We start from the raw sequence: 26185 nt of genomic DNA, 5'->3' as shown, positions 1-26185 counted from the left end.
GCGGTTGCCGTCGGTGACGGTTTTGCTGGTCAGACCGGGAGTTTGCCGGGGAAGCGGATCGCGAAGTCGTTCAGGGCCCGCTTCCAGCCGTAGGTTCCGGTGCCGCGTAGCTGTCCGGCCGGCACGTGGCGGCCCTCGCCGTCGATGTGGCGGCCCTCGATGCGGCGGATGCCGAGGTAGAGCAGTTTGATCGCGGCGTCGTCGTCGGGAAAGTGCCCGCGGGTCTTGCTGATTTTGCGGAGCTGGAAGTTCATCGACTCGATGGCGTTGGTCGTGTAGATGACCCGTCGCAGCTCGAGGGGGAAGTCGAGAAACGGTATGAACGTCTCCCAGGACCGCTCCCATGCGGAGATCACCCCGGGTGCGCTGCGGGCGAACGTGCCGCGCAGCGCTTCGAGCGCGGCCTCGGCGGCCGAGGCGTTCGCGGCGGTGTAGATCGGGCGCAGCGCGGCGGCGATCTTCTTGCGGTCGGCGTAGGCGACATACCGCATCGAGGTGCGGATCAAGTGGACCACGCAGGTCTGCACGATCGCCTCGGGCCATACGTGCCCGATCGCCTCGGGCAGCCCGCTCAGCCCGTCGCAGCACACGACGAGGGCGTCTTTCAGGCCTCTGTTGCGCAGGGAGGTCAGGACGTTGAGCCAGAACCGGGAGCCCTCCTTCTGTTCGATCCAGATGCCGAGCACCTGCTTGTACCCGTCGGTGTCCACGCCGATCACCAGGTGCGCGGCCTTGTTCACGACGCTGCCGGACTCGCGGACCTTCACCACGATCGCGTCGATGTAAAGGATCGGATACACCGCGTCGAGCGCGCGGTTCTGCCATTCGGCGATCTCCTCGCGCACCACCTCGGTCACGTTGGAGACCAGCGCGGGGGAGATCTCGGCGCCGTAGACCTCGGCGAGGTGGTCGCGGATGTCGCGGGTGGACATCCCCCGGGCGTAGAGCGAGAGGATCATCTCGTCGACCTGCCCGAGCCTCTTGGTGCGCTTGGGCACGATCCGCGGCTCGAACGAGCCGGCCCGATCACGCGGGACCTGCAGGCGCACCGGCCCGGACGCGGTGACCACGGTCTTGGGGTAGGAGCCGTTGCGCGAGTTGGGCGAGCCGACCCCGGCCGGATCCCCCTTCTCGTAGCCGAGGTGATCCGCCATCTCCACCTGCAGCGCCCGCTCGAGCACCGCCTTGGTGATCGCAGCCAGCAGCTCCTGCGCCCCGCCCCCGGCCTTCTCGGCCTCGGCCAGCAGAGAGTCGATCGCCTCCGGAGCCAGGATCGCAGCGACCCGACGGGCACCCTCGACCTGCTCGAGCTCCTCCACCAGATGCTCCTCGGCCTCCACCGACAGCACCTGGTCCATCTTCTTGCCACTCACAGCGTGTCACCATTTCTAGCAGCCAGGCACTACCACCTGCTGCTCAACAGGTCACCCGCTTACACACTCCATTAGACACGCTCCCGCTTCCGCGTTCATCTGCTCGGTGCTGCGCACGTCCTCCGGTACGATTTCTCCGCCGTCGAACTGCCGGGTCCGGATCATCTCGGCGACCTGCAGATCGACCGCCGCCTGGAAAACGGCGCCGCGCACCGGGTCGAGCAGGATCTCACACCGGTGCATCTGACCCTCTCCGCACGTCGCGAACCGGGCGAAGGAGCGTTCGCGTTCCCGCGCGTGACGCGCCTCGATCGAGCCGGGCGCGACCTGCTCCTCCAGCACCCGTACCCGTTCCAGCCCGGCGCGCGCACCGCGCTCCCGGGTCACCTCGAGCGTCTTCGCGGCCTCCACCGCGGGATCCAGGCCCGTCGCCCGCACCGCTTTGACCGTGCGCGCCAGTGCCCGCGCGGAATCAGGCCCGATCATCCCGGAGCACAACTGCGCCTCCACTCCCGGCAGCCGGGCCAGCAGCCGGGCGTCGTGTGCGAGCGCGCGGGCCCGGCCCTCGGTCACATCCAGCACCGTCGCCAGCCACGGACCCACACCCCCACGCGCGATACCGAGTCGGTCGCCTTCGCCGACCAGCGTCAGCAGCATCCCGTGCAGCGCCTGCGCCGCCCGGCCCACCTCCACGATCGCCTCACGCACCGCGTCAACCCGCCCCGCATCATCCCCACCCGCCCGTGCACGCTCGAGCACCTCCCGCACCGCGCGGGACATCGACGCGATCTCCACTGCCACCCCGTCCACGACACCCTCCCACCCCAGCCCCGACATCCCCGAACACTTCTATTCTAGAGGCCGCCACTGACAAAAGACGTGTATACGACCCTTGCGTGGTAAAAGAATCAGGGATATTCCCGGGAACTCGCGGATGCTCCCGGGCGTTGAAGTAGGAGATGGGAGCGGTGTCGGAACCGGCGATACAGGAATCTACGCGATGCGACATCCTGTATCGAGCACAGCCGAACCACCGGACACCACTCCACACGCTGACCGAACCAGGCAGCCGAAGAGGAGCGTCGGTCGGGTCAGGGCGGTGCAGGATTCTTCCGCACCGAGCGCGACCGGGCCACCGGCCGGGACCCGGGCCCGAGCGCAGCTCGCACCACTCCCCAGGGGGTGGGCTCTCTCCTCGGTCGGGCAGGCGAAGCCCGATCAGGGTTCTGCCCAATGCCGCGTAGTTAAGGGTTTCCCGGCCCTGTCAAGTGGTGCTTTTCAGGGCATGTCGGTCTTGGTCGGGGTGGTGGACGCGCGAACGGGACGAGACCTCTGATACACCGGTGCGGTCTGCCAGGACTGCCCGGGAAATCAGAGGTCTCGTTGCCTGCCAAGTCTGCCATGCCCGCTCTCACCCGCGCCATCACGCGCGCCTGTGGTTCCTTCGCCGCGGGCCATCTCGGTCCTTTGACACAGGTGATCCCGTTCGAGCTGGTCGACGCGGTACTCGCCGAGACCGGCCGCACCGAGCGGCGAGTGCGCCGGCTGCCCTCACGCGTCGCGCTCTACCTCGTGCTGGCGATGGCGCTGTTCGAGAAGGCCCCGATATCCGGGGTGTTCTCCGTGCTGAGCGCGGGACTGAGGGCACCGGCGGTCTCGGAGAAGGCGTTGCGCGACGCACGCCGGCGGATCGGGCCGGAACCGGTCAAAGCGCTCTTCGACGTGCTCGCCGGCCCGATCGCGCAACCACACACCCCCGGAACGCGCTACCGCAGGTGGCGCACGGTCGCGTTCGACGGCTGCTCCTCCACCAAGATCCCCGACACCCCGGACAACCGGGCCGTCTACGGCCGCGCACCGGTACGCCACGGACACGCCGGCTACCCGATGCTGATGCTCATGACCCTGGCCGAGACCGGCACCCGCGCACTGGCCGCAGCGGTGTTCGGACCGAGTGGCACCGGGGAGATCGCCTACGCCGAGAAACTCCTTGCCCACCTCGACGCGAGCATGCTGCTACTGGCCGACCGCGGCTTCGACGCCGCCGGTTTCCTGGCCAAAGCCGCCGGCACCGGGGCACACCTGCTCGTGCGCGCCACCGCCAACCGCCGCCCGCCCGTGCTCGCACACCTACCCGACGGCTCCTACCTCACCCTGATCGGCACACTCAGGATGCGGGTGATCGAAGCCGAGGTCACCGTCACCGCCACCGACGGCTCCACCCACACCGGCACCTACCGGCTGATCACCACCCTGCTCGAACACCGGTCCGACCCCGCACCCACACTCCTCGCCCTCTACCACGAACGCTGGGAGACCGAGACCGCGTTCCTCGCCATCCGCCACACCCTGCTCGACGGACGCGTCCTACGCTCACGCGACCCCGCGGGCCTGGCCCAGGAGATGTGGGGCATCCTCACCGTCTACCAGGCCCTACGCACCCTCATGTGCGAAGCAGCCGAAACAATCCCCGGCACCGACCCCGACCGGATGTCCTTCACCCTCGCCCTGCACACCGCCCGCACCCACACCATCCTCGCCGACCTCGGCAACCCCACCGACCGGCCCGGGCCCATCGGCCACGCCGTCCTGGCCCACCCCAACCCCGCCCGCCGCCCCCGCCACAGCACCCGCAAACTCAAATCCCCCGGCCAGCGCTACACCTACAAAGACCCCACCAGACCCACCCACAGCACCACGATCACCGGCATCACCCTCACGATCCACCCGCCCACCATCACCCCGCCACCCGCCCCACCCCCCGGCCAACCCGGCCAACCCGGCCGAGCACCCGAGAAAAACCACGTCCTGAACCTCCTCCGACAGACCCCCTACCAGCCCCGACGCATCCCCGAGATCGCCGCCGCCCTCGGTATCAGCGGCCGAAAACACACCAACAACCTGGGCGTCAGAATCAACCGCTGGGCCCACCAAGGACTCCTGACCAAAACAGCCCCCGGCACCTACACGATCAAGAAACAGCCCTTGACAGACCACCAGAACCCTTAACTACGCGGCATTGGGGTTCTGCCGGGAGGTCAAGCGGCGCGATGCAAGATCCAGCATCAGCGGAAACCACCGCCGCTTGACCTCCCGGCAGGTTCCTGATTGCCTCCGGGAACCGACCGAGGAGAGAGCACACCCCCGCAACCTCACCATCCCGAACCCCAGCCCGCCCCGCCAACGCCAGTACCCCACAAACCCCGGCATCTCTCTCCGAGGGAAGGGCCCGCGCCGGAGGCGAGATCTTGAAACCCCAGCCCACCCCGCCAACGCAACGGGTGGGCGGGTGGACAGAAGAAACCGGGCGACGCGAAGCGCCCGCCCCCACCACGACGATCACTCAGCCGACCATCAATCCATGTCAGTGTGACGGGGCCGCGAGCAGGTCCAAGCGCCGATGAGCCGCCGCGACCGCGCGGGCGCTGCCGACGGCGCCGTGCAGGTCGGCGCCGAACCTGATGTACTCCAGGGCGTTCCACAGCGCGCACAAGGCGAACCCCGCCGGCCCGGCCGAGCGTTCCCCGGCCGCGCGCACCAGATTCAGTCCTGCGCTGTCACCGGGGTCTGCAACGTCCGCGCCGCTGTGCCATAAGGACGCGTAGTCGATAGCGCGGCTTCCCGCGCCCAGGGCTTCGATATCCACGATGCCGACCAGCCTGCCGTCGGCATCGGTGAGCACGTTGCCCAGGTTGAGGTCACCGTGTACGAGGTCGTCGGCAGGCAGTCGCACGGGTCCGACTCGATTCAGGAAGGCGAGCACGCGCTCGGCCACGGCCGCCTCGTCGGGGCCGAGTGCTGCGACCCGTGACGGCAACGAGTCCGCGGCGCGGGTCATCTCGCCCAAGACGAATTGCGACCAGTCCGAGCGCGGGTCACCGTACTGGTCCGGGCGATGCCCAGCCGCGCAGCCTTCCAGAACCTCGACCATCTGCAGGGCCAGCGGCTCGGTCACGCGCTCGGCGGGGCGCCCGGGTACGAACTCCTGAATGTGGTAGGCGAATCCTTGCGTCGTGAGCCCGGCCGCCAACCAGGCCGGCGTTGGATAGCCGTGCCGCCTCGCATCAGCGACTTTGGACTGCGCGGCGAGGACGACGCGGTGCCAGGAACCGTGCGTTTCGTTCGATTTGAGAACGGCCCTGCTGCCGTCTGGCCCGACGATCTGCCACGCACCGCCCTGGAAACCGCCGCTGAGCGCACCCGCTAGCTCATAGCTGGTCCCGTGGTCGCGATTGATCTCGGCCAAGACGTCAGCAGGCACAACAGACGGTTTCATTGTCGCCATGGCCTCGTACGCTATGGCAGCACCCCTCTACCCACCAACCGAATTCACGCCAGCACTCGCAGCCAGCGGCTCACCGTCCGCTCCTGCGTGGCCGCGTGGGCGTAGACGGCGGCGGCGAGCCAGGCGAGCGGGTAGCCGTCGCGGGGGCGCTGGGCGGAGTCGATCGGGCGTTGGAACTCGTCGAACGCCGGCTCGGCCTTCACCGCGAGGTCGCGCAGGAGCGCTGCGGCCGTGTGCAGCGCGTCACTGTCGAGGCGGGCGCAGTCTCTGTCGAGCAGTGCCGTGCGGGTGACGGCTCGTCCGGCGGCGACGGACTGCTCGACGCGGTGCTGCACCACGTGCAGGGCTGTCGGGTCGGCGGGGATGAGCGGGGTGAGCGGCGCTCCATCGCTCTGATTCACCGGAGCGTCGGTCTGTGCGGCGTCGGCATCGTCCTTCTCGATCCGCAGCTCCTCCTTGGGCACCGGGATGCGGTCGAGGCCGAGGTTGATCAGCTCTCCCTCCAAGTTGATCGCCAGGCCCCGGACCGTGCCCGGCCGGGTGCGGTCCGGACGCGCGATCAGCTTCAGGCTCGGTTTGACGGCGGCGAGACGCGCGAGGTTGTGGCGCGTGGTCGGTGAGTCCCCGGGCAGGAGGCAGTGGATCACGGTAAGTGCCTCGGCGACGGCGCCTGCCGTGGCGCTCGGTTCGGCCGCCGCGGCGTCCTCGGCGTCGCGCGTGTCGAGGACGAGGATGAGGCCCGTCTCGTCCTGGCCGAGGACGTGGGCGCGCAGGAAGACCAGGTCGTCGCCAGCGCCGAAGCTCTCGTCGTCGCGATCGGCCCGCAGCGCACGCGCCAACTGGTCCGCTACCGGGCGGTCGAAGAGCCCGGATATCGCCGGAGTCGCCCAACCCGCGCTCTCGGTCCGCACGGCCTTGGTCGCGGCGCCGCCGCTCAGCCGGCGGTCCTCCGAGCTCGCCCCGCCACTGAGCAGCATGCCTGAGCGGCCGAGTTCGCGGTGCGTGAGCGTGGTGCCGCCGAGTTTGAGGGAACTGTCATAGCTGGAGCGGACCAGTTCGGGGCCGCCGGGCGCGATCGTGGCTGTGCTCCAGATGACTCCCTGCTCGTCGACGAGGTGGCCGACCACGCCCGCGTGTCCGGTGCCGGAGACGATCGCCTCCGTGAACAGGCCGTGCAGGCGCATGCCGCCGTGTTCGCGATAGCTGCGGCGGGCCTGCCCTCGTAGTTCGGAGAGCGCCGGCGGTTCCGTGGCGTGCGTGAGCTGGTACGTGACGCTCAGCAGGTCGCGCAGATCGGACGCGAGTTGCTCGAGGCGGTGCTCGGGGCGGCGTTCGCGGGCGGCGCGCAGGTCGGTGCCGACACGCGTGCCCAGCGATGCCGCGCGGTGCAGTCCGACCGCGCGGGCGTCGTGCGTCGCGCGGGCGAGTGCCGCCTCGGTGAAGAGGTTCGCTCCGACGAGGCCCGCCACGAGCACGGCAGTCGCGCTTTCCCAAAGGGCGGTCGCCGCGGCGCGCTCGCGCGCCGTGAGCGGTGTACCCGGCGCTTCGGAGGCGGCGAGTTCGGTGCGATCGTCCTCGGTCCGCGCCGCGTCGGACTTCGACCCGGTCGCAGTCCCCTCATCCAAAGGCAGGACCGCTGCGGCGGCCGCGCGGTGAAGGCATGCGGGTGCGAGCAGGCAGTCGCACGAGACGTCCTGCGCCTTCACGACGACCCCGTCGGTCAGGCGGAGGGTGACCGACGTCTCCTCGTCGACGCGGAACGTCACGGTGTTGCCGTTTGCGGCTTCCGCAACGTCGGCCGTGCTGTGCGGCTGCTCCTCGAGCGGCCACCCGCGCGCCCGCTCGAGCGCGGCATCGAGACGTTTGTGCAGCCGCGGCGCGAGCGCCTCGAGGATCTCCGCCAAGGCCGGGCCCTGAATACGGGGCATGGCTGCTTCCTTCTCCGTCATCTGATCCTCTCTCCCACCCACGCGGCCAGCTCCAGCGGACTCAACGCTGCCACGGGCATGCCGGCAGCCACCACGGCTTGGGCGATCGGCACGCTGTAGCGCGGCGCGCCCTCGTCGTCCAGGCTGGCGCAGCCGAGCAGCGTCGCCCCGGACTCGGCGAGCTTGCGCACCTCGGCGAGCAGGCCGCCGACCGGGTAGCCCTCCTCGAAGTCGCTGATCGTCACGATCAGCGTGCGTGAGGGGACTGTCATCAGGCTTCTGGCATGGGCGAGCCCGGCCGCGATATGCGTACCGCCGCCGACCCGCACTTCCAGCAGCAGGCTCAGCGGATCGCTCACCCGGTCGGTGAAGTCGACCACCTCGGTGGAGAAGGCCAGGAAGTGTGTTCGCAGCGTGCTGATGCCGGCGAAGACCGACGCGGTCAGCGCGGACCAGATCACCGACGACTCCATCGAGCCGGACACGTCGACGACCAGGATCAGGTCCCACTCGGCGCTCTTGCGCACCCGCGAGCGGAACACCGGCCGCTCCGGCAGCAGCGTCACCCGGCCGTCCGGCTCGCGCCGCGCCGAGGCGAGGTTGGCCCGCACGGTACGGTCGAAGTCGAGCCGGTTGGTCGGCCGAGCGCTGGGCCGGGGACTGGTCAGGCCGTGCAGCGCCGGACGCAGGCGGTTGGCCAGCTGCCGGGTGAGCTCGTCGACGAGCCGCTTGACCAGCGGCCGCAGCCGGGCCAGCGAGTTCTCCGGGAGGCCGCCGGCCATGGAGAGAACGTTGCGCAGCAGTTCCACGCTCGGGGTGACGGTCGCGGGGTCGAGCAGGAGGGCGGCCTCGAGATGCCCGGAGGCGACGGCCGCGGACAGCACCTCCTCGCGGATTCCCTTGCCGAACAGGGCTTCGAGCTCCTTCGCCCATTCGCGCACATTCGGGAAGGCGGCCTCCCGCCCTCCGCCGGACGACGCGGAACCGCCGCGCCGGCCCGACCTTCCGCTGTTGCCGTGTCCGTAGAGCTCGTCGAGCGCGATGCCGTACCGGCGGGCCGCACCGGAGCACTCGCTCTCCCGGCGGGCGAGCACCAGCCGCCACCGATCGCCCGGACTGAGCAACGCCGGCGCTGACGCCTGTGACGATTCGAGCTGTGCGTCGACGGCGACGGCGAAAGCGGCGTCGACATCAGGGGTCATCGACGGACCGGCCGCCGTCACGGCCTGCGCGAACGGGATTCCGGTAGCCAGCAGGGCATTGCGGCCCGCCAGGTCCGCCGCGGCGGCGTCTGCCAGATCCTCCGGCGTGACCTCACCGGCCATCGCGCGGCCGCCGGACAGGTCGGCACCGCCGCCGAGCAGTTCCTCCACGGCCCGCAGAACCCTGTCACGTCCGGACTCGTCGACGCGGCTGAACCCGCCGCGCAGTGCGGGCAGCCGATCCAGGAACTCCTTGTCCGGCAACGAGTTCACCCGCGCCACCAATGGCTCAAGCAACGCCGGGCCGAGGTCGAGCAGGGGTTCCGCAGCGGCCAGCAGGCCCCTGAGTCGCTCACGCAGCGCCGAGCGTGCGGAGCGGTGCGTGGCCGTGTCGATCCAGCCGACGAGTCGCACGCCCAGGGCGTTCGGCGCGGTCGCGCCAGTCAGCACGAGGCAGGCCCCGGCCGCACCCGAGATCATCGGCGCACCCTCGTGCTCCAGCCGCTTGAGCGCACGGACGGCTCGCAGTGCGCTGCCACTCTCGACGCCGCGTAGCGTGAACGCGGTCAGCGCCTTTGCGTCCGCGAGATCCTGGCTGCCGCACATCCCGTCGAGGTGACGAAGCGCCGCAGCGTCGATCAGCTCCCCGATGTCCGCCGGGATCGGCCCGGACTGCTGGGCTGCGTCGCCGCCTGAACGCGTGGCGATCGGCGTGCCCGGAACGTGGCCGGTGTTGATGCGGTCGGCGAGCTGGGCGGCGCTGATCAACTCGGCGAGCGATGCGGTCGGGATGACCACGTGGATCAGGTCGTGCACTCGCTCCGCGAGCACGGCCGGGACCCCGCACTCGGCCGCGGCGAGCAGACCCGCCAAGGTCTCACCCACGCTCGGGCCGCCGGCTTCGCGCTGCGCGCGCAGTTGCAGCCGCAGCGTGTTCTCCGCGGCCTGGGCCAAAGTCAGCCCGCGCGCGGTCAGGATATTGAGTTGGGCCTCGACGGAGGGCGTCCACTGCGCCTGCCACGCCGTGGTCAGCGCGGGCAGGCCGCCCGGCGCGACCAGCTCCCGCTGTTGCGCGTAAGGGACCTGGCATGCCGCCAGGCGCCGCAACGCGATCTCGCGCCGCCGGTCGAGCGGCGAGCGCAACGGGTCGAGCCGCAGTTCGCGACCGGCCTGGCGCGGCCCCGGCAGCCGCAGCTCGCGCAGCAGAGTCTCGACCGAGGCACGCAGCCCGGACAACGGAGTACCCGGCGCGAGCCGCCCGTGCCGGTCCCCGACGAGCGCGGTCTCCAGCGCCTTGGCCAGCGCCTGACCACGCCCGAGCGAGTCGCCGTGCCCGAGTACCGCCTGCGCGGCCTCGACGATCTCCCCGCGTGCCGGGGCGGCCAGCCCGCGCAGGCTGGCCAGATCCAGCGCGAACCGCAGGGCCTGCTGGGCCTCGCCAGGCCCGGCCGGATGCCCTCCCTCGCGCAGGGCCCGGCAGAACTCGACCAGATGCGACGCCGCCGCCGCGTCAACGCGGCCCGGATCGCCCGCCGCCTCGAAGACGGACTGCTGCCAGGCAGGGTCGCGGATTCCCGAGGGGTAGCCGGACCGCTCGTCCAGCAGCTTGAAGGTGTACGGGACGAGGGACATCGCCTCAGCCGCCACGTCCTTGGTCTTCGTGGCGACGAGCTCGTCGGAGTACTCGGCGGCGACCGCGGCCGCGGCTGCATCCGCGTCGGATTCAGCACTTCCGGCGATCATGGCCGGAATATGGAACGCCCCGAGCAGCATCGCGGCACGGCGGCCCTCGACGCTGCGCAGCACAGCGCGCATCCACGCCTCGCGGGCCAGATCTCGCAGCGCGACCTGCGGCGCGTCTTCACGCAGCGCCCAACCCACCGCCAGCGCGGCCCGCCGCACCTGCTCGGGGCTGTTGCCGGGAGCACGCGCCTCGACCTGACGGTCCCACAGATCGTCGGAGGCGCGCCCGGAGCGGGCCGCGCGCAGCGCCTCGTGATAACCAGGCCTCGGCGCGTCATTCTCGGAGAGTCCGGCCGCCTCACCAGGCAGCGAGCCGGCTATCAGGCCGAGCGGTGCGTCACAGGGGAGCACGGGCACGCCGTGTGCCTGCGCCCAGCGCACCGCGGCCAGTTCCGGCGAGAAGTCGGCGAACGGGTAGAACGCCACCTCTCCGCCCTCGCCAGCCGCACCGGCCAGAGCGATCGGCGCATACGTCTCCGGGTCGGCGAGGTGGCCGAGCCAGGGAGCTGCCTCGGCCGGCAACTCGATCAGCAGCACCTCGGGCTGGAACTCGTCCAACAGCGCGGGCACCGCCGCCGCCAGTGCCGGCGAGTGATGCCGGACGCCGATGAAGTAGGGATCCCGCGACGCGGCAAGGGTTTCGAGCGCGACGGCGGGATCGGCCGCTGTCGCGACCCGCGTGTCAGCCACCGAGGACATCGCGCAGCTCCCACAGCCGCCGCCACGACTTCGCCGCCGCGTCCTCCTGCGCGCGCTTGCGCACGGCACCGTCCCAGTAGGCCAGCAGACGGTCGGCGTCGGCGGGGTCGTCCTTGCGCACCACGCCGATCAGGTGGCCGGGGACCAGATCGAGCGGGTCGCGTCCGCCGGGGAAGTACGCGACGGACAGGGCGAGGGAGGTGGTGACGCTCACCGCCTCGGCGGTGGACATGACCGTGGACGGGCGCTCCACGTCCCAGCCCTCGACGCTGCGGCCGTTGCGCAGATCGCGGAAGGCGGTGACGAGCACTTCGAGCACCGCGTCGTCCACGGCGTACGGCGCGTCGACCCGCGCCAGCGCGGCCTTGGCCTGGTCGCGCACCAGACTGACTTCGGCTGCCAGCGAGCCGATCGGGCCGATGGTCTCGAAGTTGAAGCGCCGCTTGAGCGCCGCGGACATCTCGGACACGCCGCGGTCGCGCAGGTTCGCCGTGGCGATCACGGTGAAGCCCGGGGCGGCATAGACCGCGCCGTCGCGCTCGCCGGACAGTTCGGGTACGGATATGCGGCGGTCGGACAGGACCGAGACGAGCGCGTCCTGGACCTCGGGCAGGCAGCGGGTGATCTCCTCCACCCGGGCCACGGCGCCCGCGCGCATCGCGGCCATCACCGGTGAGGGCACCAGCGCCTGCTCGCTCGGGCCCTGGGCGAGCAGCAGCGCATAGTTCCAGCCGTACTTGAGCTGCTCCTCGGTGCTGCCCGCGGTGCCCTGGACCACCCGGGTGGAATCGCCGCTGACCGCTGCGGAGAGCAGCTCGGAGAGCATCGACTTCGCGGTGCCCGGCTCGCCCACGAGCAGCAGGCCGCGCTCGCCGGCGAGGGTGACGACGCAGCGCTCGACCAGATCCCGGTCGCCGACGAACTTGCGGGCGATGACGAGCTCCGCGGGCGTCGCGCTCGCACCGGCGGACTTGCCGGCGCCCTTCGCCGCGGACGGGTGCGCGAGCGCCTCGCCGTCGCTGCCGCAGATGAAGGTGACCACGGCGCGCGGGGTCAGCCGCCAGCCGGTCGGGCGGGGACCTGCATCGTAGGCGGCGAGGAAGTCGAGCTCTGCGGCCCACACGTGCTCGGCGGGTTCGACCTGGCGGGCAGGTGCGGTCGTGTCAGTGGTCATGGTCGCTTTCCAGGAGAGCGGATCGGACGGAAAGGGGGTCGAGGTCGGTCACCGGCGGCCGCGCGGAGAGGCGAGCTCCTCGTACCGGGGGGCGTCCCCGTCGAGGATCCGCTGCCAGGCGGCGCGGTACAGCTCGGCTACCGGAATACGCGGCAGCGCCCGGCCGAACTGGACCCGGCCCTCGTCGCTGACGCCGAGGGGCGCGCACTTCCAGCTCTCCAGCGGGAGGTGCGGCGAGCTGAGGGCATACCACGGACCGGGGAGGAACAGCGTGCGGGCCGCCCGCGGGCGGGCGCCATCGATGACGAGGTCGGTGGCGGCCAGTTCAGTGCGCGCGGCCTTGAGCCGGGCGGGCTTCCATCCGAGCCACCGAGCCTGGTTGCGGTCCGTGGGGTCGGGCAGCGCCAGGACCATGAGATAGAGCGCGGCGGCGTCCTCGCTGATCGCATACCGGGCGGCGACTTCGGCGACGAGGTCCGGCACGGAGCCGGTCGGGTCCTGCGCCGCATAGGGCGTGCTCCTCCCGGGCTCGACGGCGGTGCCGGGCGCGTCGGTGCCTGCGGCCAGCAGGCGGTCGAGCTCCTTGCCCAGGATCATCGACAGCGCGACGGCGTCAGGCTCCTGATTTGGCGTGGGCTCGGCGAAGTAGCGCAGCACCGGGTCGTCCGGTCCGCGCAGCAGGCTCGGCCGCAGCCGGATCTGCGACCACCAGCTGTTATGGTCGCTCAAGAGCAGCGGCCCGGCGGTCAGCTTGCCGTTCGTCTCGACCAGTTCGAGCCCGAGGAGGTTCATCAGCGGGGGCACGTCCTGCTTACTCATCCCGGCGACCACGACGGAGTAGTCCGGCCCGGCGACGTGCTGCCGCAGCAGGTCAAGGGCCTGCGGAAGCCGGGCGCGCAGCGGATCGCCGACCGGCAGCGCGTACGCCAGCCAGATCAGTGCGCCGAGCGCTTCCGCGAGCGCGCTGCTGCCCGGGGTGTCCTCGGCGCTGAAGGCGGCCTTCAGGTTGAGGCTCAGCAGTCCCTGGACCAGCGACGGGCCGGACTCCTTCGCCGCGAGCTCGCGCAGCCACTCGGGCAGCGGCTCGAGCCGGCCGAAATACTTGACCCAGACTTCGCCGACGGCCTCCGCCAGCGGGCCGGAGGTCCACAGCGCCTCGGGCGTCGGCGGCATCAGCGTGCTGAGCAGACGGCCGACCGTAACCGGGTGCAGCCGGTGCGATTCGAACCGGCGGCCGGCGGCGAGCAGCTCGGTCTGCTTGGTGCCGAGCAGGGTGAGCAGTTCGGCGGAGAACTTCTCGTAGTTGTCGAGGGCGAGGGTCGGCAGTCCGGTGAGCACGTTCTTCGCGCGCAGCAGGCTGAGACCGGTCATCTCGCTCAGGCGCTCGGCCGCCGCCGGGTCCGGCATGACCGGCCCGCGCTCCCGGGCCAGCTCCACGAAGCGGCCGAGCGCGGCCTGCCGGGCCCAGGGGTCGGATCGCTCCTCCTCGAGGATCTTCCAGCCCGGCACCGCCTCGAACCGCCCGTCTCGGCTGAACTCGAAGGCCCGCTGGATCTTCACGCCGGTGCGGGACTGGTACACGCCGAGCAGGAGCACCCGGCCGTGGGCGGTATCGAAGCCGTGCCCATACGCGGGCCAGGCCGCCTTCGCATCCTCCGGCGTCAGCTCGACCCGGCGCACTGCGGCTTCGGGCGCGGCGAGCCCGCTCGCGTCGATCTCCGCGAGCACGGTGAGCATGGCCGCGCGGGCCTCGTCGTCGAACGCCGGCGAGACGGCGCGCAGCGCGAGCGCGGGTAGGCGAAGCAGCACTTCGGTCAGCTCGTTCCACATCTGCTGGTGGCTCCCGGCGAGCTTCCGTGTCTCCTCGTCCCAGGGCTCTGCGATGAGCGCACGGCCCAGGTCCCGCACCGCCGCCAGCACGTCCCACCGCTGCGGGGCGCTCATCTGCGAGCTCAGCCCGTTCACGACGCCGTTGCGGATGCGGAAGAAGCTGCTGTCCCAGGGGACCTGCGGACCGCGCGGCATCGGCTTCGGGTCTCCGACCGCGAGCCTGACCCTGAGCTTCTCGATCCGCCTGACACAGGCCGCTGCGACATCGACGTACCCGGCGATGCCCACGCGCAGCCGCTTGTGCGTCACCTGCGGCAGGTACTCGGAGACGGCTGCGAAGACTGTTAAGAGGACTGCTTCGCGGTCGGCGTCGACGTCGGCGACACCGGCCTGCAGCAAGGCCGCGGCCAGCGCGTCCGGCATCTCGCGCAGCGCGGCGGAGCCTGCCTCGTCGCGCACGCTCAGCAGGCTCCAGTACCGGAACGGCGGGATCACCGACGTGCCCCGCGCGTACGCGGGGCGCTGGTTGCCGAACGCGAACCTCGCGGTCCGGCGGCTGCCATCGGCTACGAGGTGGAACGTCTCGTCGTTGAACACCGCCTGCGCGGCGGGCTTGCCGGGTGTGTCGAGCAGCCCGTACACCGGCGCGTTCGACCACGCGTACTGAGATCGCGGGATCACGACCTCGCGGCCGTCGATGCGCGTGCACAGAACGGTGCCGTCAGCCTGCTTGCGCAGCCTGGCACCGAGCAGACCGTCGGCGACGCCAAGCGGGCCGTGCTCCAGACCGGCCGGAGCCGGAACGAGCCAGCACTGGTCGGCGAGCAGGGTGGACCCCCCGCTCTCGCCCTGTTCGAAGAACTTCGGCAGGCTCACCGCGCCGCGCCTGCCCGCGGTCGGCTCGAATTCGTGCCAGGTGTGCGGAATCGGGCGCTGCTGGGCGGTCGGGTCCATCTGCGCGTAGATCCAGAAGCGCTCGCCGTCCGAAGCGAGCATGCCGCCGGTCGTCCACGAGGTCGAGCCGGCCGTCAGCGGCCGGCCGCCGAACGAGCGGCCGCCACCGGGCAACGGCAGCGAATCCTCCGCGCGTCCGACGAAGGGCGGGATCTGGTCGGTGAAGACGAGCGCGGGATCGCCGCTCCAGTACCCGCCGCTGTTGCGCCAGTTGAACCAGCTGACCAGGAGCTGGCCGTCGACGAAGTGCACGTGCTCGTACCGGTTGTCGTTCTGGCCGGGCAACTGCAGCCGGTGTTCGAGCACGATGCCCTCGTGGCCGACCACGGCGACTTCGCGCCCCTCCCGCACGATCAGGTAAGGCCACTGCGATACGAGCGTCCATTGGGGTCGCTTGTCCCGCTTCTCCGGCGTGAGCTTCGCGCAGGCCTGCTCGAGCGCCGGCCAGCCGTACTCGTCGAAGATGCCGGCCCTGAGCGCGTGCCCGAGGTAGGGCGCGACATCGAGGTCGAGGACGCGCTGGAACGCGTCCGGGTTCACCGCCTGCAGTTCGCTCGCTCCGATGTGCAGCCACAGGCCGGTGTAGCGGTCGAGGTCCGCGAGCCCGGCCGCGACGGTCTTCTCGGCGAACGAGTCGAGGACGTCCTTCAGCACGCTGCGCAGGCCCTCGGCGGCGACCACCTTCGGCGCCAGCTTGAACAGGGGAGTGTCGGTCGTCGTGTTCTGATCCACGGGCTCGTAGGTGAGCTGCACGAGGGCCTGGTGGACGCGGGGCCGGAACCGCGCGTCCGCGGCGAACGCCGCGAGGTCGCGGACCTGGTCGCGCTGGAGCCATTCGGTCAGCGCGAAGTCGAACGGCTTCGCCGGGTCGGATACCCGCAGCCCGAGCGAGAGACACAGATCGATCAGGTCGATGTCGGCGCGCTCCCACTCGCACAGGACCAGCTCGGCGTTCTCGGCCTGCAGCCGAGCCGCCATCCGCCCGACCAGGGGAATGAGCCCGCGGACGGAGTCCGTCGTGCTGCGGTAGTGGCGCCAGTGGTTGGACCGGTTGGCATGCCGGACGAAGCGGTTGAGCCAGCCGGCCGCGCCGTCGGCGGGCAGTTCGTCGGACGCGAGCTGCGCCACCGGCTCGGTCAGGCCGGCCGTGGCGCCGCTCTCCTCGAGGATGCCGAGCCAGATGTGGTCGGCGACGTGCGCCAGTTCGCTGCCCATCGTCGGCAGCAGGGCCAGCATCAGACCACGCACCTGCGGGTCCGCCTTGCCCGCGGCCACGAGGATCGGCTTGTAGGTCGTCCAGAAGCCCGAGGCCGCCTTGCCCGTCGCGGCGAGCGGCAGCAGCTCCGCGGCCACGGCGGCGTCCTCCACGGCCGTGTCCAGCTTCGCCGCCTTGGCCAGCCTCTTGAGATCCTTCGGCATCGCCGTGTACGGCGGCAGGCCACCGGCCACCCGCTCGATGCAGATCCGCTTGAACCGGGCGTACGCCTCCTGCGGCGTGCAGCGCTCCGCCAGGGCCTTGGCATAGGCCGTGAGCGACTTGGCGCTGAGCGCGCCGGCGAGCGCGAACTCCAGGAACGACGCGGCCTGGGCGTCCTCGTCGACGGCGAGCCCGTAGGCCTTCTCGGCCTCGCGCGCCCGGGTGAAGTACGAGGACGCATACGTGGCGTTCTCCACGGCGAGGAACGCGCGCGCGGCCTGCTCGTAGAAGGTCGGCAGGAAGTGCGGCACCGCGACCTCGAGCGTGCGGGCGAGCGCGTCGAAGCCGTCCTTCGCGTTGCCCGGCTTGGACTTGGCCCGCCGGGAGAGCTTCTCGATGTCCTTGACCAGCGCCAGCGCGTGGTGGCCGTTGGCCGGGTCGTGCACGAGCGCCCAGGCCGGGAAGCCCAGGGCCTGTTGGCGCACGACGCCCACCTCGGTGCTCTCGATCGGCTCGTCGAACCCGAGGAAGTTCATCGTCAGGTCCTCGGCCGGGCCGAGCTTGGCCGGCGTCAGCCGCACCACCGTCCGGCCGTCGAGGGCACGGTGCTGATAGGCGCGCGCGGTGAGGGCGTCTCTCCGCTCGCCGAGCGGGGTGCCGGCCGGAGTGACCGCGCCGGCTTCGAGCAGGGCCTCGGTGATCTCGTTGCTCATTGCCCGGCCTCCGAGCCGGCGTTCGACTCCTGGACGGTCCGGCCGGCGTAGAGCGCGGCGGCCAGACGCACACCCTCGGACCAGGCCACCGGTCCGACCTCCACCAACCGAAGCCGGCGCCCGGCGCCGTCCGCGAACTCCAAGGCGCCTGTCTCGGTTTGGGAATAGGGATCTTCGGCCCCGACCCACACGCGCGCCTCGATGCCGACGCCGGCCTCGTGCACGCGGCAGACCGCATAGCCGCCGCGCACCTGGTAGCCGAAGGCCAGGGCCCGCTGAGCCAGCTGCCTGAGCTCGGGATACCGCCCGCGCGCGTACTCCTCGAACTGCACGGCCTGGGCCTCGATGCCTGCGGGCCGGATCCAGGTCTCGCGGAAGAGCTGGTCCACGGACTGACGCAGATTCAGCTCGACGGCGAACTCGCGCAGATCCGCCAGGTCCGCCAGCAGCACCGGATGCGGGATCGCGATCCGCTCGGCGGTGATGCGCACGCTCTCGCCGTCGAGGTCGACGACGCCGAGTCCGCGAGCGTCCGCAGCCCGCAGGAAGCCGGCCCGGGCCGTGTCCCAGGCGCCGATTCCGGCCGCGCTCTCCGCTCCGTCGTCGAGGACGGGTACGACGACCAGGTCCTTGAGCACCGTCTGCCAGGCCTCGTCCGGCCAGATCCGCGTGATCAGTGCGGCCGGCACGGGCAGGGAGCGCACCAGCCAGCGCTCGGCCTGCTCGCGGCACTCGGCCGCGTGCCGGGTGAGCCACTCGACCAGCTGGCGTAACTCGAGGACGGCGGGATCCTCCTTGACCTGCTTGGGTATGGAGCGCAGGCGCTTGCCGGCTGCGTTGCGGCAGACCAGCTTCCCCTCCTCGACGGCCAGCTCATAGCCGTCGTCCGCGGTCCGCACCCAGCCCATGCCCGCCCCACCTCTGCTCTCCTCGAGTTCGGATCCGGATACCCGGGGCCCGATGGCAGAGGACGTTAGCGGACCACGCCGACAACTTCTGCCGCGCCCTCGTCGTGGTCGTATGACGCACCGGCGGGCCGCCGCATCCGACGATGACGTCGGATGCGGCGGCCCGCCGCGTTATCGGGGTCTCAGTTGTCTGCTACTCGGTTTAGCGGAGGTGGTTGTATCCGGCGCCGGTGCCGGCGTTGGTGATGGCGTTCTGGTCGACCCCGACGCTGGTTCCGGTGTAGCCGGTGACCTGGGTGGGGTAGCCGGATTCGATCTGGTAGATGTTGCCGGTGGTCTCGCCGCGCAGCATGGTGTTGTCGGCGGGGTACATGCTCAGGTGGGTGTCCTCGGCGGTGGTGCCGGCGTTGTCGAGGGTCCATTCGTCGACGTAGGTGCGCGGGCCGATGTCGGGGACGTTGGAGAAGCTCGAGACGTAGATCGGGGCTCCGCCGGCGACGATGTACACCCCTCCGCCCGGGCCGTCACCGAGCAGGGCGGTGCCGTCGGCGGGAGTGGCGGACAGGTGGGTGTCCTCGGTGGTGCTGCCCGCGTTCGTGATCGACCACTGGTCGACGTAGACGCGGTTCGGGGAGATGTCGGGGACGTCGGAGAACGAGTGGACGTGGATCGGGGCTCCGCCGGCGACGATGTACACGCCGCCGCCCGAACCATCACCAAGGAGCGCAGTACCATCGGCCGGGGTGGCGCGCAGGTGGGTGTCTTCGGCGGTGCTGCCAGCGTTGGTCAGGGTCCACTGGTCGACCGTGACGCGGTTGGCGGAGATGTGGGGGACGTCGGAGAAGGAGTGCACGTGGATCGGGGCTCCGCCGGCGACGATGTAGACCCCGCCGCCGGGTCCGTCACCGAGCAGCGCGGTGCCGTCGGCCGGGGTCGCGGACAGGTGGTTGTAGACGCCACCGGACCCTGCGTCGTCGATCGCGCTCTGGTCGACGATGACCCGGGCGTGGATGTCGGGGACGTCGGAGAAGGAGTGCACGTGGATCGGGGCGCCACCGGCGACGATGTAGACCCCGCCGTTGTAGCCCTCCAGCGCGGTACCGTCGGCCGGGACCTGCGGCAGCGCATTGAGCTGCGCCTGAGTGATGTAGGTGTACGGCTGTGAGCCGCCGACGTTCGCCCAACTCGAGACGTAGATCGGCGCGCCGCCCGCGATCCGGTAGACCTGCCCGGTCTCGATCACGTCCACGAACGTCCCGTCCGCCAACGACGGCGCCACGACGCTGGAGCGCTGCAGGGCCTCGAAGTCGCTCAGCGCGTAGCCCTCCAGGGAACTGCCGTACACGCTGCTGGTCCGCTGGTCGGTGACCTCGCCCTGGGTGTGCTCCGCGTCATAGGCGAAGTGCCCGCTCGTGTCGGTCCAGTGGTCGAACAGCACGATGTGGTCGTTGTGGTAGTCGAGGGCGTCGCCGTCGTCGATGTTCTTGTCGCTGGTGATGTTCGAGTCGGTGATCGTCGAGTACGGGGACGCGTCGATCGTGAACGAGGCCTGCGAGGAGCCGAGGCCCCAGGCCATGGAGACGAAGCCGGAGCAGTCCTGCCGGTACGGTCCGCCGGTCTGCGAGTCCGACCAGTAGTTCCAGTCGCCGGAGCCGTCGGAGTTCTGCGTGTCGCTGTACATGACGCCCTGTTGGATCCAGTCCCTGGCCCGGCCGATGATCTGGCCGCGGGTCTCGGCGCCCAGGAAGGTCGACGGGCCGAGCGAGCCGTTGGTGGTGGCGTTGGTGCCGAGGGGTTTGGCCGGGCCGTATCCGGTGCTGGCCGAGGACGAGGGGATGACCGTGATCACGCAGGCCGCGGTCATGGCTGCCAGGACTGCGCCGGCGCGTACGCGGGCGCCGCGAGTGGAGGATGGCGACATCGATGAGTCCTTTTCGAGTGAGTGGACGGTGGTGCGGTTTCCGGCCCGGCTACGCGGTCTTGCCCGCGAGCATGGCCAGGGTCTGGGGATCGCCGGAGATCGCGTACGGCGCGGTGGCTCCGGGGAATTCGGTGAACTGCAGCACGATCAGCCGGCTGCCGGCCGTCGCCACGTAGACGTGGTTGGTCTGCGGGCCCTCGGCGGACATGCCCTCGACTCCGGTCCAGGTCCGGGACCAGGCGAGCGCGTGCGGCAGCGCGGCCGTCTGCCGGACCACGGCGTCGGGCGTGACGCCGTTCTTGCTCTGATACGCCCGGGTGGTCGTCTGGCAATCGGCCATCGCGGCGGTGAACCGGGCGTAGGCCCGCTGTGCCGCAGCCGCGTCGGGGAAGTCGAAGGCGTCTTCGATGGCCGGGTTCTTCCCGTCGCCGCCGGAGAATCCCTGCTGGGTCCATACGGTAGCGCCCGGCACGTCCGCGCACTCGTTCTCGGTGATCGTGTGCCCGGTGACGGTGCGGACGCTCAGCGCGCCCGCGGACTCCCACTGCTCACCGGAAAAGGCGGGCAGCTGCGAGGGGGCGAGCGCAGACCGGGTGGCGGCCGGCGTGACCGGCTTGGTGCCGCCGGACGGAGTCTTCGCGGCGCCGCCGCCGAGCGAGCTCGTCGGCGTGACGGCGACGGACGTCGCGGGCGCGGCGGAGGCAGTGGCCACGGGTGGAGTGCTCAGGGCGGGGGCGAGTGGCTTCCGCGCCGTGCTCGACGAGGCGGTGGCGGCTCCCGCGCCGGCGGCGAGGATTACCGCCGCGCAGGCGCCGCACGCGGCTACCGTGGCGAGCGCGATCGCCGTCATACGGCGGCGGGGTCGGCGGACGAGGTTCACGAGTGGATCAGCCCTTTCAGTCTTCGGGGGGCGCGGAGGCGATCGGCGGCCCGGTTTCGTGTGCATGGCCCGGGGCGATCCAGGTCCAGCCGGACAGCAGGGCCGAGCACGCACAGGCGCGGGCGGCCAGTCCGACGGCGGCCAGGGCGGCCTCCCGGTCCGGGAGTGTCGTGAACACGCCGACCTGGATGCGTTCGGGTGCGGCGCGTACGGAGATGTGCTCGACTTTGTCCTGCGGGAGGGCCACCACCCAGAGCAGGTCGACGACGACCGCGGCGCTCGGACCCGGGCCGGCCGCGTTCGCCGGCGGGTACAGGGTGATCAGCGACAGGCGCATGGAAGAGGATCTAGTCCCAGATCAGGCCGTCGGGCGTGGAATCGTCCGACGGCGCCGCGGCGGCGGAACGGGGCGCGTGCGACGCGTGCGCGGCGTCGATCCCGCCGACGGCGGCGGTACCGAGGGCGGCCGCGGCCAGCAGCGCCGTGGTCAGAGTTCTGATACGTCGGGAAGCAGGCATGGGGGTACCCCGGTTTCGGCGAGAAGGAATTCTTGATCGGGATCGACGCGGCCCGGATCGGGCGATCTCGCCCGAGTGCGGCCCCGGGCTTCCCCGGCAAGTCCCATCCTCGCCCGCCGCGGCCCGCCGGCGGAAGGTCCGGAGCCTGGCATAAACCGTCCCCAGCCCGGACGCTTCCGGCCACGGCCGAAACGGCGCAGGTCAACGCTGGTCCGTGCGCTGGCCCGTGTGCTGCGGCGAGCGTGCGTGACGGGCGTCGCGGCCCGATCTGACGCCAGTTCCGGGGCACAGGCCCTAGTTCGAGGGCACGGCTTAGGGGAGCCAGCCGCTCCGGGCGGCCTTGAGACCGGCCTCGAAGCGACTGGTGGCGCCGAGCCGCTCCATCAGTTCCGCCATCAGGCGCCGGGCGGTGCGCGGGGAGACGGCGAGACGGGCCGCGGCCGCCTCGTCGGTCAGGCCTCGGGCTAGCAGGGTGAGCAGGCCGCGCTCGATGGCGGTCAGGCTCTCCCGGTCGGGGGTGCGGTCGGCGCCGAGCGGGACGGCGGTCTCCCAGACCTGTTCGAACAGGGCGAGCAGGACGGCGACGGTGCCCGGGGCGGTCAGGTGCAGGGCTCCCTTGCGGGTGTCGGCCGGATCCAGCGGCACCAGGGCACTGCGACGGTCGATCACGATCATCCGCGGCGGCAGCATCGGCGCGGTGCGGAACTCGGCGTGGTGATCGGCGAGGAACTGGGCGTAGGCCAGCGTCGGTGCGTGATTGCGGATGCTGTCCTGGCCGACGGTGCAGATGGACACGCCGCGCGCGAGCAGCCGGGCGTCGTTCTCGCAGGCCGCTTCGAGCGCGGAGGCGGACTGGGCGCCGCCGGGCATGAAGGTGAGCACCTCGGATTCGGTATCGCGGGAGAAGCGCTCGAGCCGGCCCTGGACCGCGTCCATGCCGATCAGGTGTTCGACCCCGGAGTCCCCGGCCGGCCGAGGGGCGGCCCGGGCGTGTTCGGCGAGCATCCGGGCGACGGCGGCCTGGCCGGCGGCGACCTGCTGCTGGCGCCGCACGAGCTCCTCGTGCTGGCGCGCGAGCGCCGCCTGCAGGCCGATCTCGGGCTCGAGCGCGCGCAGCCGGCCCGGCCGGTCGAAGGACTCGCGCACCAAGGACAGGGCGAACAGGTCGTCGAGGGCTTCGCCCACCTGGGCCTCGGTCAGATCGAGCTGCGCGGCCAGGCCCTCCACGCCGAGGTCCGGCTGCGCGAGCATCGCCACGTAGACCTGTTCGGCCGTCTCCGAGACACCCAATGCCGACAACAAGATTCTTCTCCCCACTGCCCCAAGCAGCCCGGTCTGCACGCGTGCCGCCGCCCGCCGGAATTATCTCAGAGGTCTTCCATAGCGTCCACGTCCGTCCATCTGCTGATTGCATTGCGGCGCCGTTCACCGGCGCGGTTGCCGCGCTGGCATAAAACGTCCAGGCCAGGGACGGTTTATGCCAGGTCGGAGTGCTTCCGCGAACCGGGCCGCGCGGGCGAACATGGCTCTGGCCGAGGCGAATCAGAGCCCTGCGCGGCACCCCGCGGGCGGTCCCGCCACCGCATCAGTATCAGCGCTTTGATCATCGACTCCGGCATCGCGCCACGCCTCCGCACGTACACCAGGAAAGCAGGGAACGAACATGACGAGAACCGGAATAGGTCGAACGCTGGTCGCGGCCTCGGCCGCGCTCGCGGCCCTCGTGGTCGCGGGCACCACGGCCTCCGCCGCCGACGCGGCCACGGCATCGCAGCAGACCGTGAGCTATCGCGGTTACCAGTTCACCGTCCCGAAGTCCTGGCCGGTGATCGACCTGGCGAACTCGCCGCACACGTGCGTCGACTTCTCCCGCCACGCGCTCTACCTGGGCGCCCCCAGCGACACCCAGGACTGTTCGGCCCGAGCCCGCGGCAAGACCGCGGCGCTGCTGGTCGGCCCCGGGCCGGCGAACGCCCCGGTGCGGACGCACGTGGACTCGGTCGGCCACGAGGTGTCCGCCACCGCGCCGGGCATCACCGTGACCGGCGGCTACGGTCCGGACTTCGGCCAGGTCTCCTCCATCCTGAGCTCCGCCGGGCTATCCACGTCGAGCGCGAGCCCGCTCGCGACTGCGAATGCCGTGCAGCCGCAGACCGCGGCGCAGCCGTCCAGCGCGACGACCTTCACCGGCGAGGCCTTCGACGCCTGCGACGCTCCGAGCCTGACCACGATGAACGCCTGGAAGGCGAACTCGCCCTACAGCGCGATCGGGATTTACATCGGCGGCGTCAACCGCGGGTGCTCGCAGGCCAACCTGACCGCGAGCTGGGTCTCGACGCTGGCGAACGCGGGCTGGCACTTCTACCTGATGTACGTCGGTCCGCAGGACCCCGACGTCAGCTCCGGCTGCGTGTCGTGCTCCACCTTCTCCGCCTCGACCGCCTCGTCCGCGGCCGTGAGCTCCGCCCAGGACGCCGCGTCGGAGGCGTCGGCGCTCGGGTTCGGCACCGGCACCCCGATCTTCTACGACATGGAGGCGTACTCCTCCGGCGGCACGAGCGCCGCGTTGACCTTCGCCTCGTCGTGGACGACCAAGCTGCACTCGCTGGGATATCTCGCCGGCGAGTACAGCAGCGGCGCGTCGGGCATCGCCGACCTGGTCAACAACCTGGGCAGCGAGACGCTGCCGGACATGGTCGACGTCGCGCACTGGAACGGCCAGGCGACCGCCAGCGACTCCTACGTGCCGAGCGGCGACTTCGCCAATCACCAGCGCATCCACCAGTACGCCGGCAACGCCACGCCGTCGTACGGCGGGTACTCGATCAGCGGCGGCATCGACGAAGACTACATGGACGTATCGACCAAGCCGTCGTTGGCGGACGGGACGTTCGTGAACGTGATCGAGACCGGGCAGGTCTACCGGATCGCGGGCGGCGCGCCGATCTACGTCTCGAGTTGGGCGAACGTCGGCGGCTCACAGCCGTACACGAACATCACTCAGGCGCAGCTCAATGCGCTGCCGCAGGTCCCGGCCGACGGCACCGCGCTGGAGGGCTACAACGGCGGGGTCTACATCGTCGCCGGTGGCGCCCCGATCCACGTGCACTCCTTCTCCGACGTCCCCGACATCCACGCCCGGGTCATCGTCGACCAGAGCGCGATCGACGACGCAGGGTCCGGTGGCGTCTACAACCACCTGTCCGCGACCCCGGCCGACGGCACCGCGCTGCTCGGTGATGGTTCGGGCGGTGGCGTGTACATCGTGGCCGGTGGCGCTCCGATCCACGTGCACTCCTTTGCTGATGTCCCCGACATCTCTCCGAACCGCGTCCTCGTCGACCAGTGGTCGCTGACCAACGCTGGCAGCACCGCGGAGGACACGCACCTGCGTGCCACCCCGGCCGACGGCACCACCCTCCTTGGTGATGGTTCGGGCGGTGGCGTGTACATCGTCGCCGGCGGAGCCCCGATCCACGTGCACTCCTTTGCTGATGTCCCCGACATCTCTCCGAACCGCGTCTACGTCGACCAGTGGTCGCTGACCAACGCGGGCAGCACCGCGGAGGACACCCACCTGCGCGCCACCCCGGCGGACGGCACCGCCCTGCTCGGTGACGGCCCGGGCGGCGGCGTGTACATCGTGGCCGGTGGCGCTCCGATCCACGTGCACTCCTTCTCCGACGTCCCGCACATCTCCGCCAACCGCGTCACGGTCGACCAGTGGACCCTGACCAACGCAGGTAGCACCGCGGAAGACACCCACCTGCGCGCCACCCCGGCCGACGGCACCGCCCTGCTCGGTGACGGCCCGGGCGGAGGGGTGTACATCGTCGCCGGCGGAGCCCCGATCTACGTCTCGAGCTTCTCCAACGTCCCCGATATCGGCCCGCGCACCTACGTCGACGAATGGACCCTCGACAACGCCGGCACCACCGCCGAGGACACCCACCTGAGCATGTACCCCGCCGACAACACCATGCTGCGCGGCGAGACCACCGGCAACATCTACCAGATCGAATCCGGCTACCCCACCCAGGTCACCGGCTACACCGGAACCAGCGTCGGGGTCGACCAGAACGCCATCACCAACGCCGGCACCGGCGCCGGATACAACCACCTCCGCTAAACCGGGTAACCGCACCGAGTACCGCGCACTCCGGCGCCGGACGCTCCTGAGCGTCCGGCGCCGCACGGGTGTGTCGGGAGCCGTCGGCGCAGGTCGGCGGGCCGATATCGCCAAGCCCGTGTGCTATCGCAGTGTTCTGCATTGTTGCCTCGGGCCGCGCCATGGCACACTATACGAGCTCTGAGACGTGTCGAATCGCCATCAGTGTGATGAGACAGCACGGCCGTGGCGGGTGTGACGAGGGTGACGCAGCACGGCGAGATCGAGAGGCGGGGACCTTGGGTACGGATGAGGCCGGAGCGGCAACGGCCAACCCCTTCGAAGACGAGGACCGCGCCTTCCTCGTGCTGGTCAACGAGCAGGCCCAGCATTCACTGTGGCCGGCCGACCTGGCCGTGCCGACGGGGTGGCGGATCGCGCACGGGGCGGCGGACCGGGCCGCGTGCCTGGCCTACGTGGAAAGCAATTGGACCGACATCCGTCCGGCGGCCGCGCGCTGACGCGGCGTCAT

The 26185-nt window shown here is 71.0% G+C and carries 16 protein-coding genes; 3 read left to right on the top strand and 13 right to left on the bottom strand.

Annotation, left to right across the window (positions count from 1 at the left end; genetic code table 11):
- Positions 1-29: 29 nt before the first annotated feature.
- The gene (locus ACTRO_RS08670) at positions 30-1358 is read right to left on the bottom strand and encodes an IS256 family transposase (protein WP_051450066.1); all 1329 of its coding nucleotides are present in this window, start codon (positions 1356-1358) and stop codon (positions 30-32) included.
- A gap of 66 nt (positions 1359-1424) precedes the next feature.
- Entirely contained in the window at positions 1425-2183 is a 759-nt protein-coding gene (locus tag ACTRO_RS08665; protein WP_034262655.1) for a 13E12 repeat family protein, read from the bottom strand.
- A 591-nt stretch (positions 2184-2774) separates the two neighbouring features.
- Here ACTRO_RS08665 and ACTRO_RS50285 point away from each other — a divergent pair.
- The gene (locus ACTRO_RS50285; RefSeq protein ID WP_034262654.1) at positions 2775-4382 is read left to right on the top strand and encodes an IS4 family transposase; all 1608 of its coding nucleotides are present in this window, start codon (positions 2775-2777) and stop codon (positions 4380-4382) included.
- A 355-nt stretch (positions 4383-4737) separates the two neighbouring features.
- On the opposite strand, the gene ACTRO_RS08655 is transcribed toward ACTRO_RS50285, so the two are convergent.
- The 11 genes from ACTRO_RS08655 to ACTRO_RS08610 all read right to left on the bottom strand — a co-directional run bounded on the left by ACTRO_RS08655 (position 4738) and on the right by ACTRO_RS08610 (position 22847).
- Positions 4738-5619, bottom strand: coding sequence for an aminoglycoside phosphotransferase family protein (locus ACTRO_RS08655; protein WP_034262653.1), 882 nt, complete (start codon positions 5617-5619; stop codon positions 4738-4740).
- Between the two features lie 83 nt (positions 5620-5702).
- The gene (locus ACTRO_RS08650) at positions 5703-7586 is read right to left on the bottom strand and encodes a hypothetical protein (RefSeq protein ID WP_157435979.1); all 1884 of its coding nucleotides are present in this window, start codon (positions 7584-7586) and stop codon (positions 5703-5705) included.
- Positions 7587-7603: 17 nt separating this feature from the next.
- Positions 7604-11230, bottom strand: a complete 3627-nt coding sequence (locus ACTRO_RS08645; RefSeq protein ID WP_034262647.1) for a DUF5682 family protein — start codon at positions 11228-11230, stop codon at positions 7604-7606.
- Positions 11214-12404, bottom strand: coding sequence for an ATP-binding protein (locus ACTRO_RS08640; protein WP_034262644.1), 1191 nt, complete (start codon positions 12402-12404; stop codon positions 11214-11216). The genes ACTRO_RS08645 and ACTRO_RS08640 overlap by 17 nt, the downstream gene beginning before the upstream one ends.
- 48 nt (positions 12405-12452) lie before the next feature.
- Positions 12453-17318, bottom strand: coding sequence for a hypothetical protein (locus tag ACTRO_RS08635; protein WP_034262641.1), 4866 nt, complete (start codon positions 17316-17318; stop codon positions 12453-12455).
- Positions 17315-18226 (bottom strand): DUF4132 domain-containing protein, encoded by a 912-nt coding sequence (locus tag ACTRO_RS08630; RefSeq protein WP_034262638.1) that lies wholly within the window; start codon positions 18224-18226, stop codon positions 17315-17317. Before ACTRO_RS08630 ends, ACTRO_RS08635 begins: the two co-directional genes overlap by 4 nt.
- Before the next feature lie 202 nt (positions 18227-18428).
- A complete protein-coding gene (locus ACTRO_RS08625; RefSeq protein ID WP_157435977.1) occupies positions 18429-20147 on the bottom strand; it encodes a hypothetical protein in 1719 nt (572 codons plus the stop codon).
- A gap of 49 nt (positions 20148-20196) precedes the next feature.
- Positions 20197-20997: a hypothetical protein gene (locus ACTRO_RS43060; RefSeq protein ID WP_051450531.1), complete on the bottom strand. Its 801-nt coding sequence runs from the start codon at positions 20995-20997 to the stop codon at positions 20197-20199.
- A gap of 46 nt (positions 20998-21043) precedes the next feature.
- Positions 21044-21364 carry a hypothetical protein gene (locus tag ACTRO_RS08615; RefSeq protein WP_034262634.1) on the bottom strand — a complete coding sequence of 107 codons (321 nt, stop codon included), beginning with the start codon at positions 21362-21364 and terminating at the stop codon, positions 21044-21046.
- A gap of 10 nt (positions 21365-21374) precedes the next feature.
- Positions 21375-21545 carry a hypothetical protein gene (locus ACTRO_RS47065; RefSeq protein ID WP_157435975.1) on the bottom strand — a complete coding sequence of 57 codons (171 nt, stop codon included), beginning with the start codon at positions 21543-21545 and terminating at the stop codon, positions 21375-21377.
- Between the two features lie 312 nt (positions 21546-21857).
- The gene (locus ACTRO_RS08610; RefSeq protein WP_034262632.1) at positions 21858-22847 is read right to left on the bottom strand and encodes a helix-turn-helix transcriptional regulator; all 990 of its coding nucleotides are present in this window, start codon (positions 22845-22847) and stop codon (positions 21858-21860) included.
- Positions 22848-23208: 361 nt separating this feature from the next.
- Between ACTRO_RS08610 and ACTRO_RS43055 the strand changes: the two genes are divergently transcribed.
- Positions 23209-25674 (top strand): DUF1906 domain-containing protein, encoded by a 2466-nt coding sequence (locus tag ACTRO_RS43055; protein ID WP_051450530.1) that lies wholly within the window; start codon positions 23209-23211, stop codon positions 25672-25674.
- 278 nt (positions 25675-25952) lie between these two features.
- Positions 25953-26174: an MbtH family protein gene (locus tag ACTRO_RS08600; RefSeq protein ID WP_034262629.1), complete on the top strand. Its 222-nt coding sequence runs from the start codon at positions 25953-25955 to the stop codon at positions 26172-26174.
- Positions 26175-26185 lie beyond the last annotated feature (11 nt).

Origin of the sequence: Actinospica robiniae DSM 44927, assembly GCF_000504285.1 — a bacterium.
In the GTDB taxonomy this organism is placed as follows: Bacteria; Actinomycetota; Actinomycetes; order Streptomycetales; family Catenulisporaceae; genus Actinospica; species Actinospica robiniae.
The sequence above is the reverse complement of the archived record's forward strand: the minus strand, read 5'-3'. Positions and strand labels throughout refer to the sequence as shown.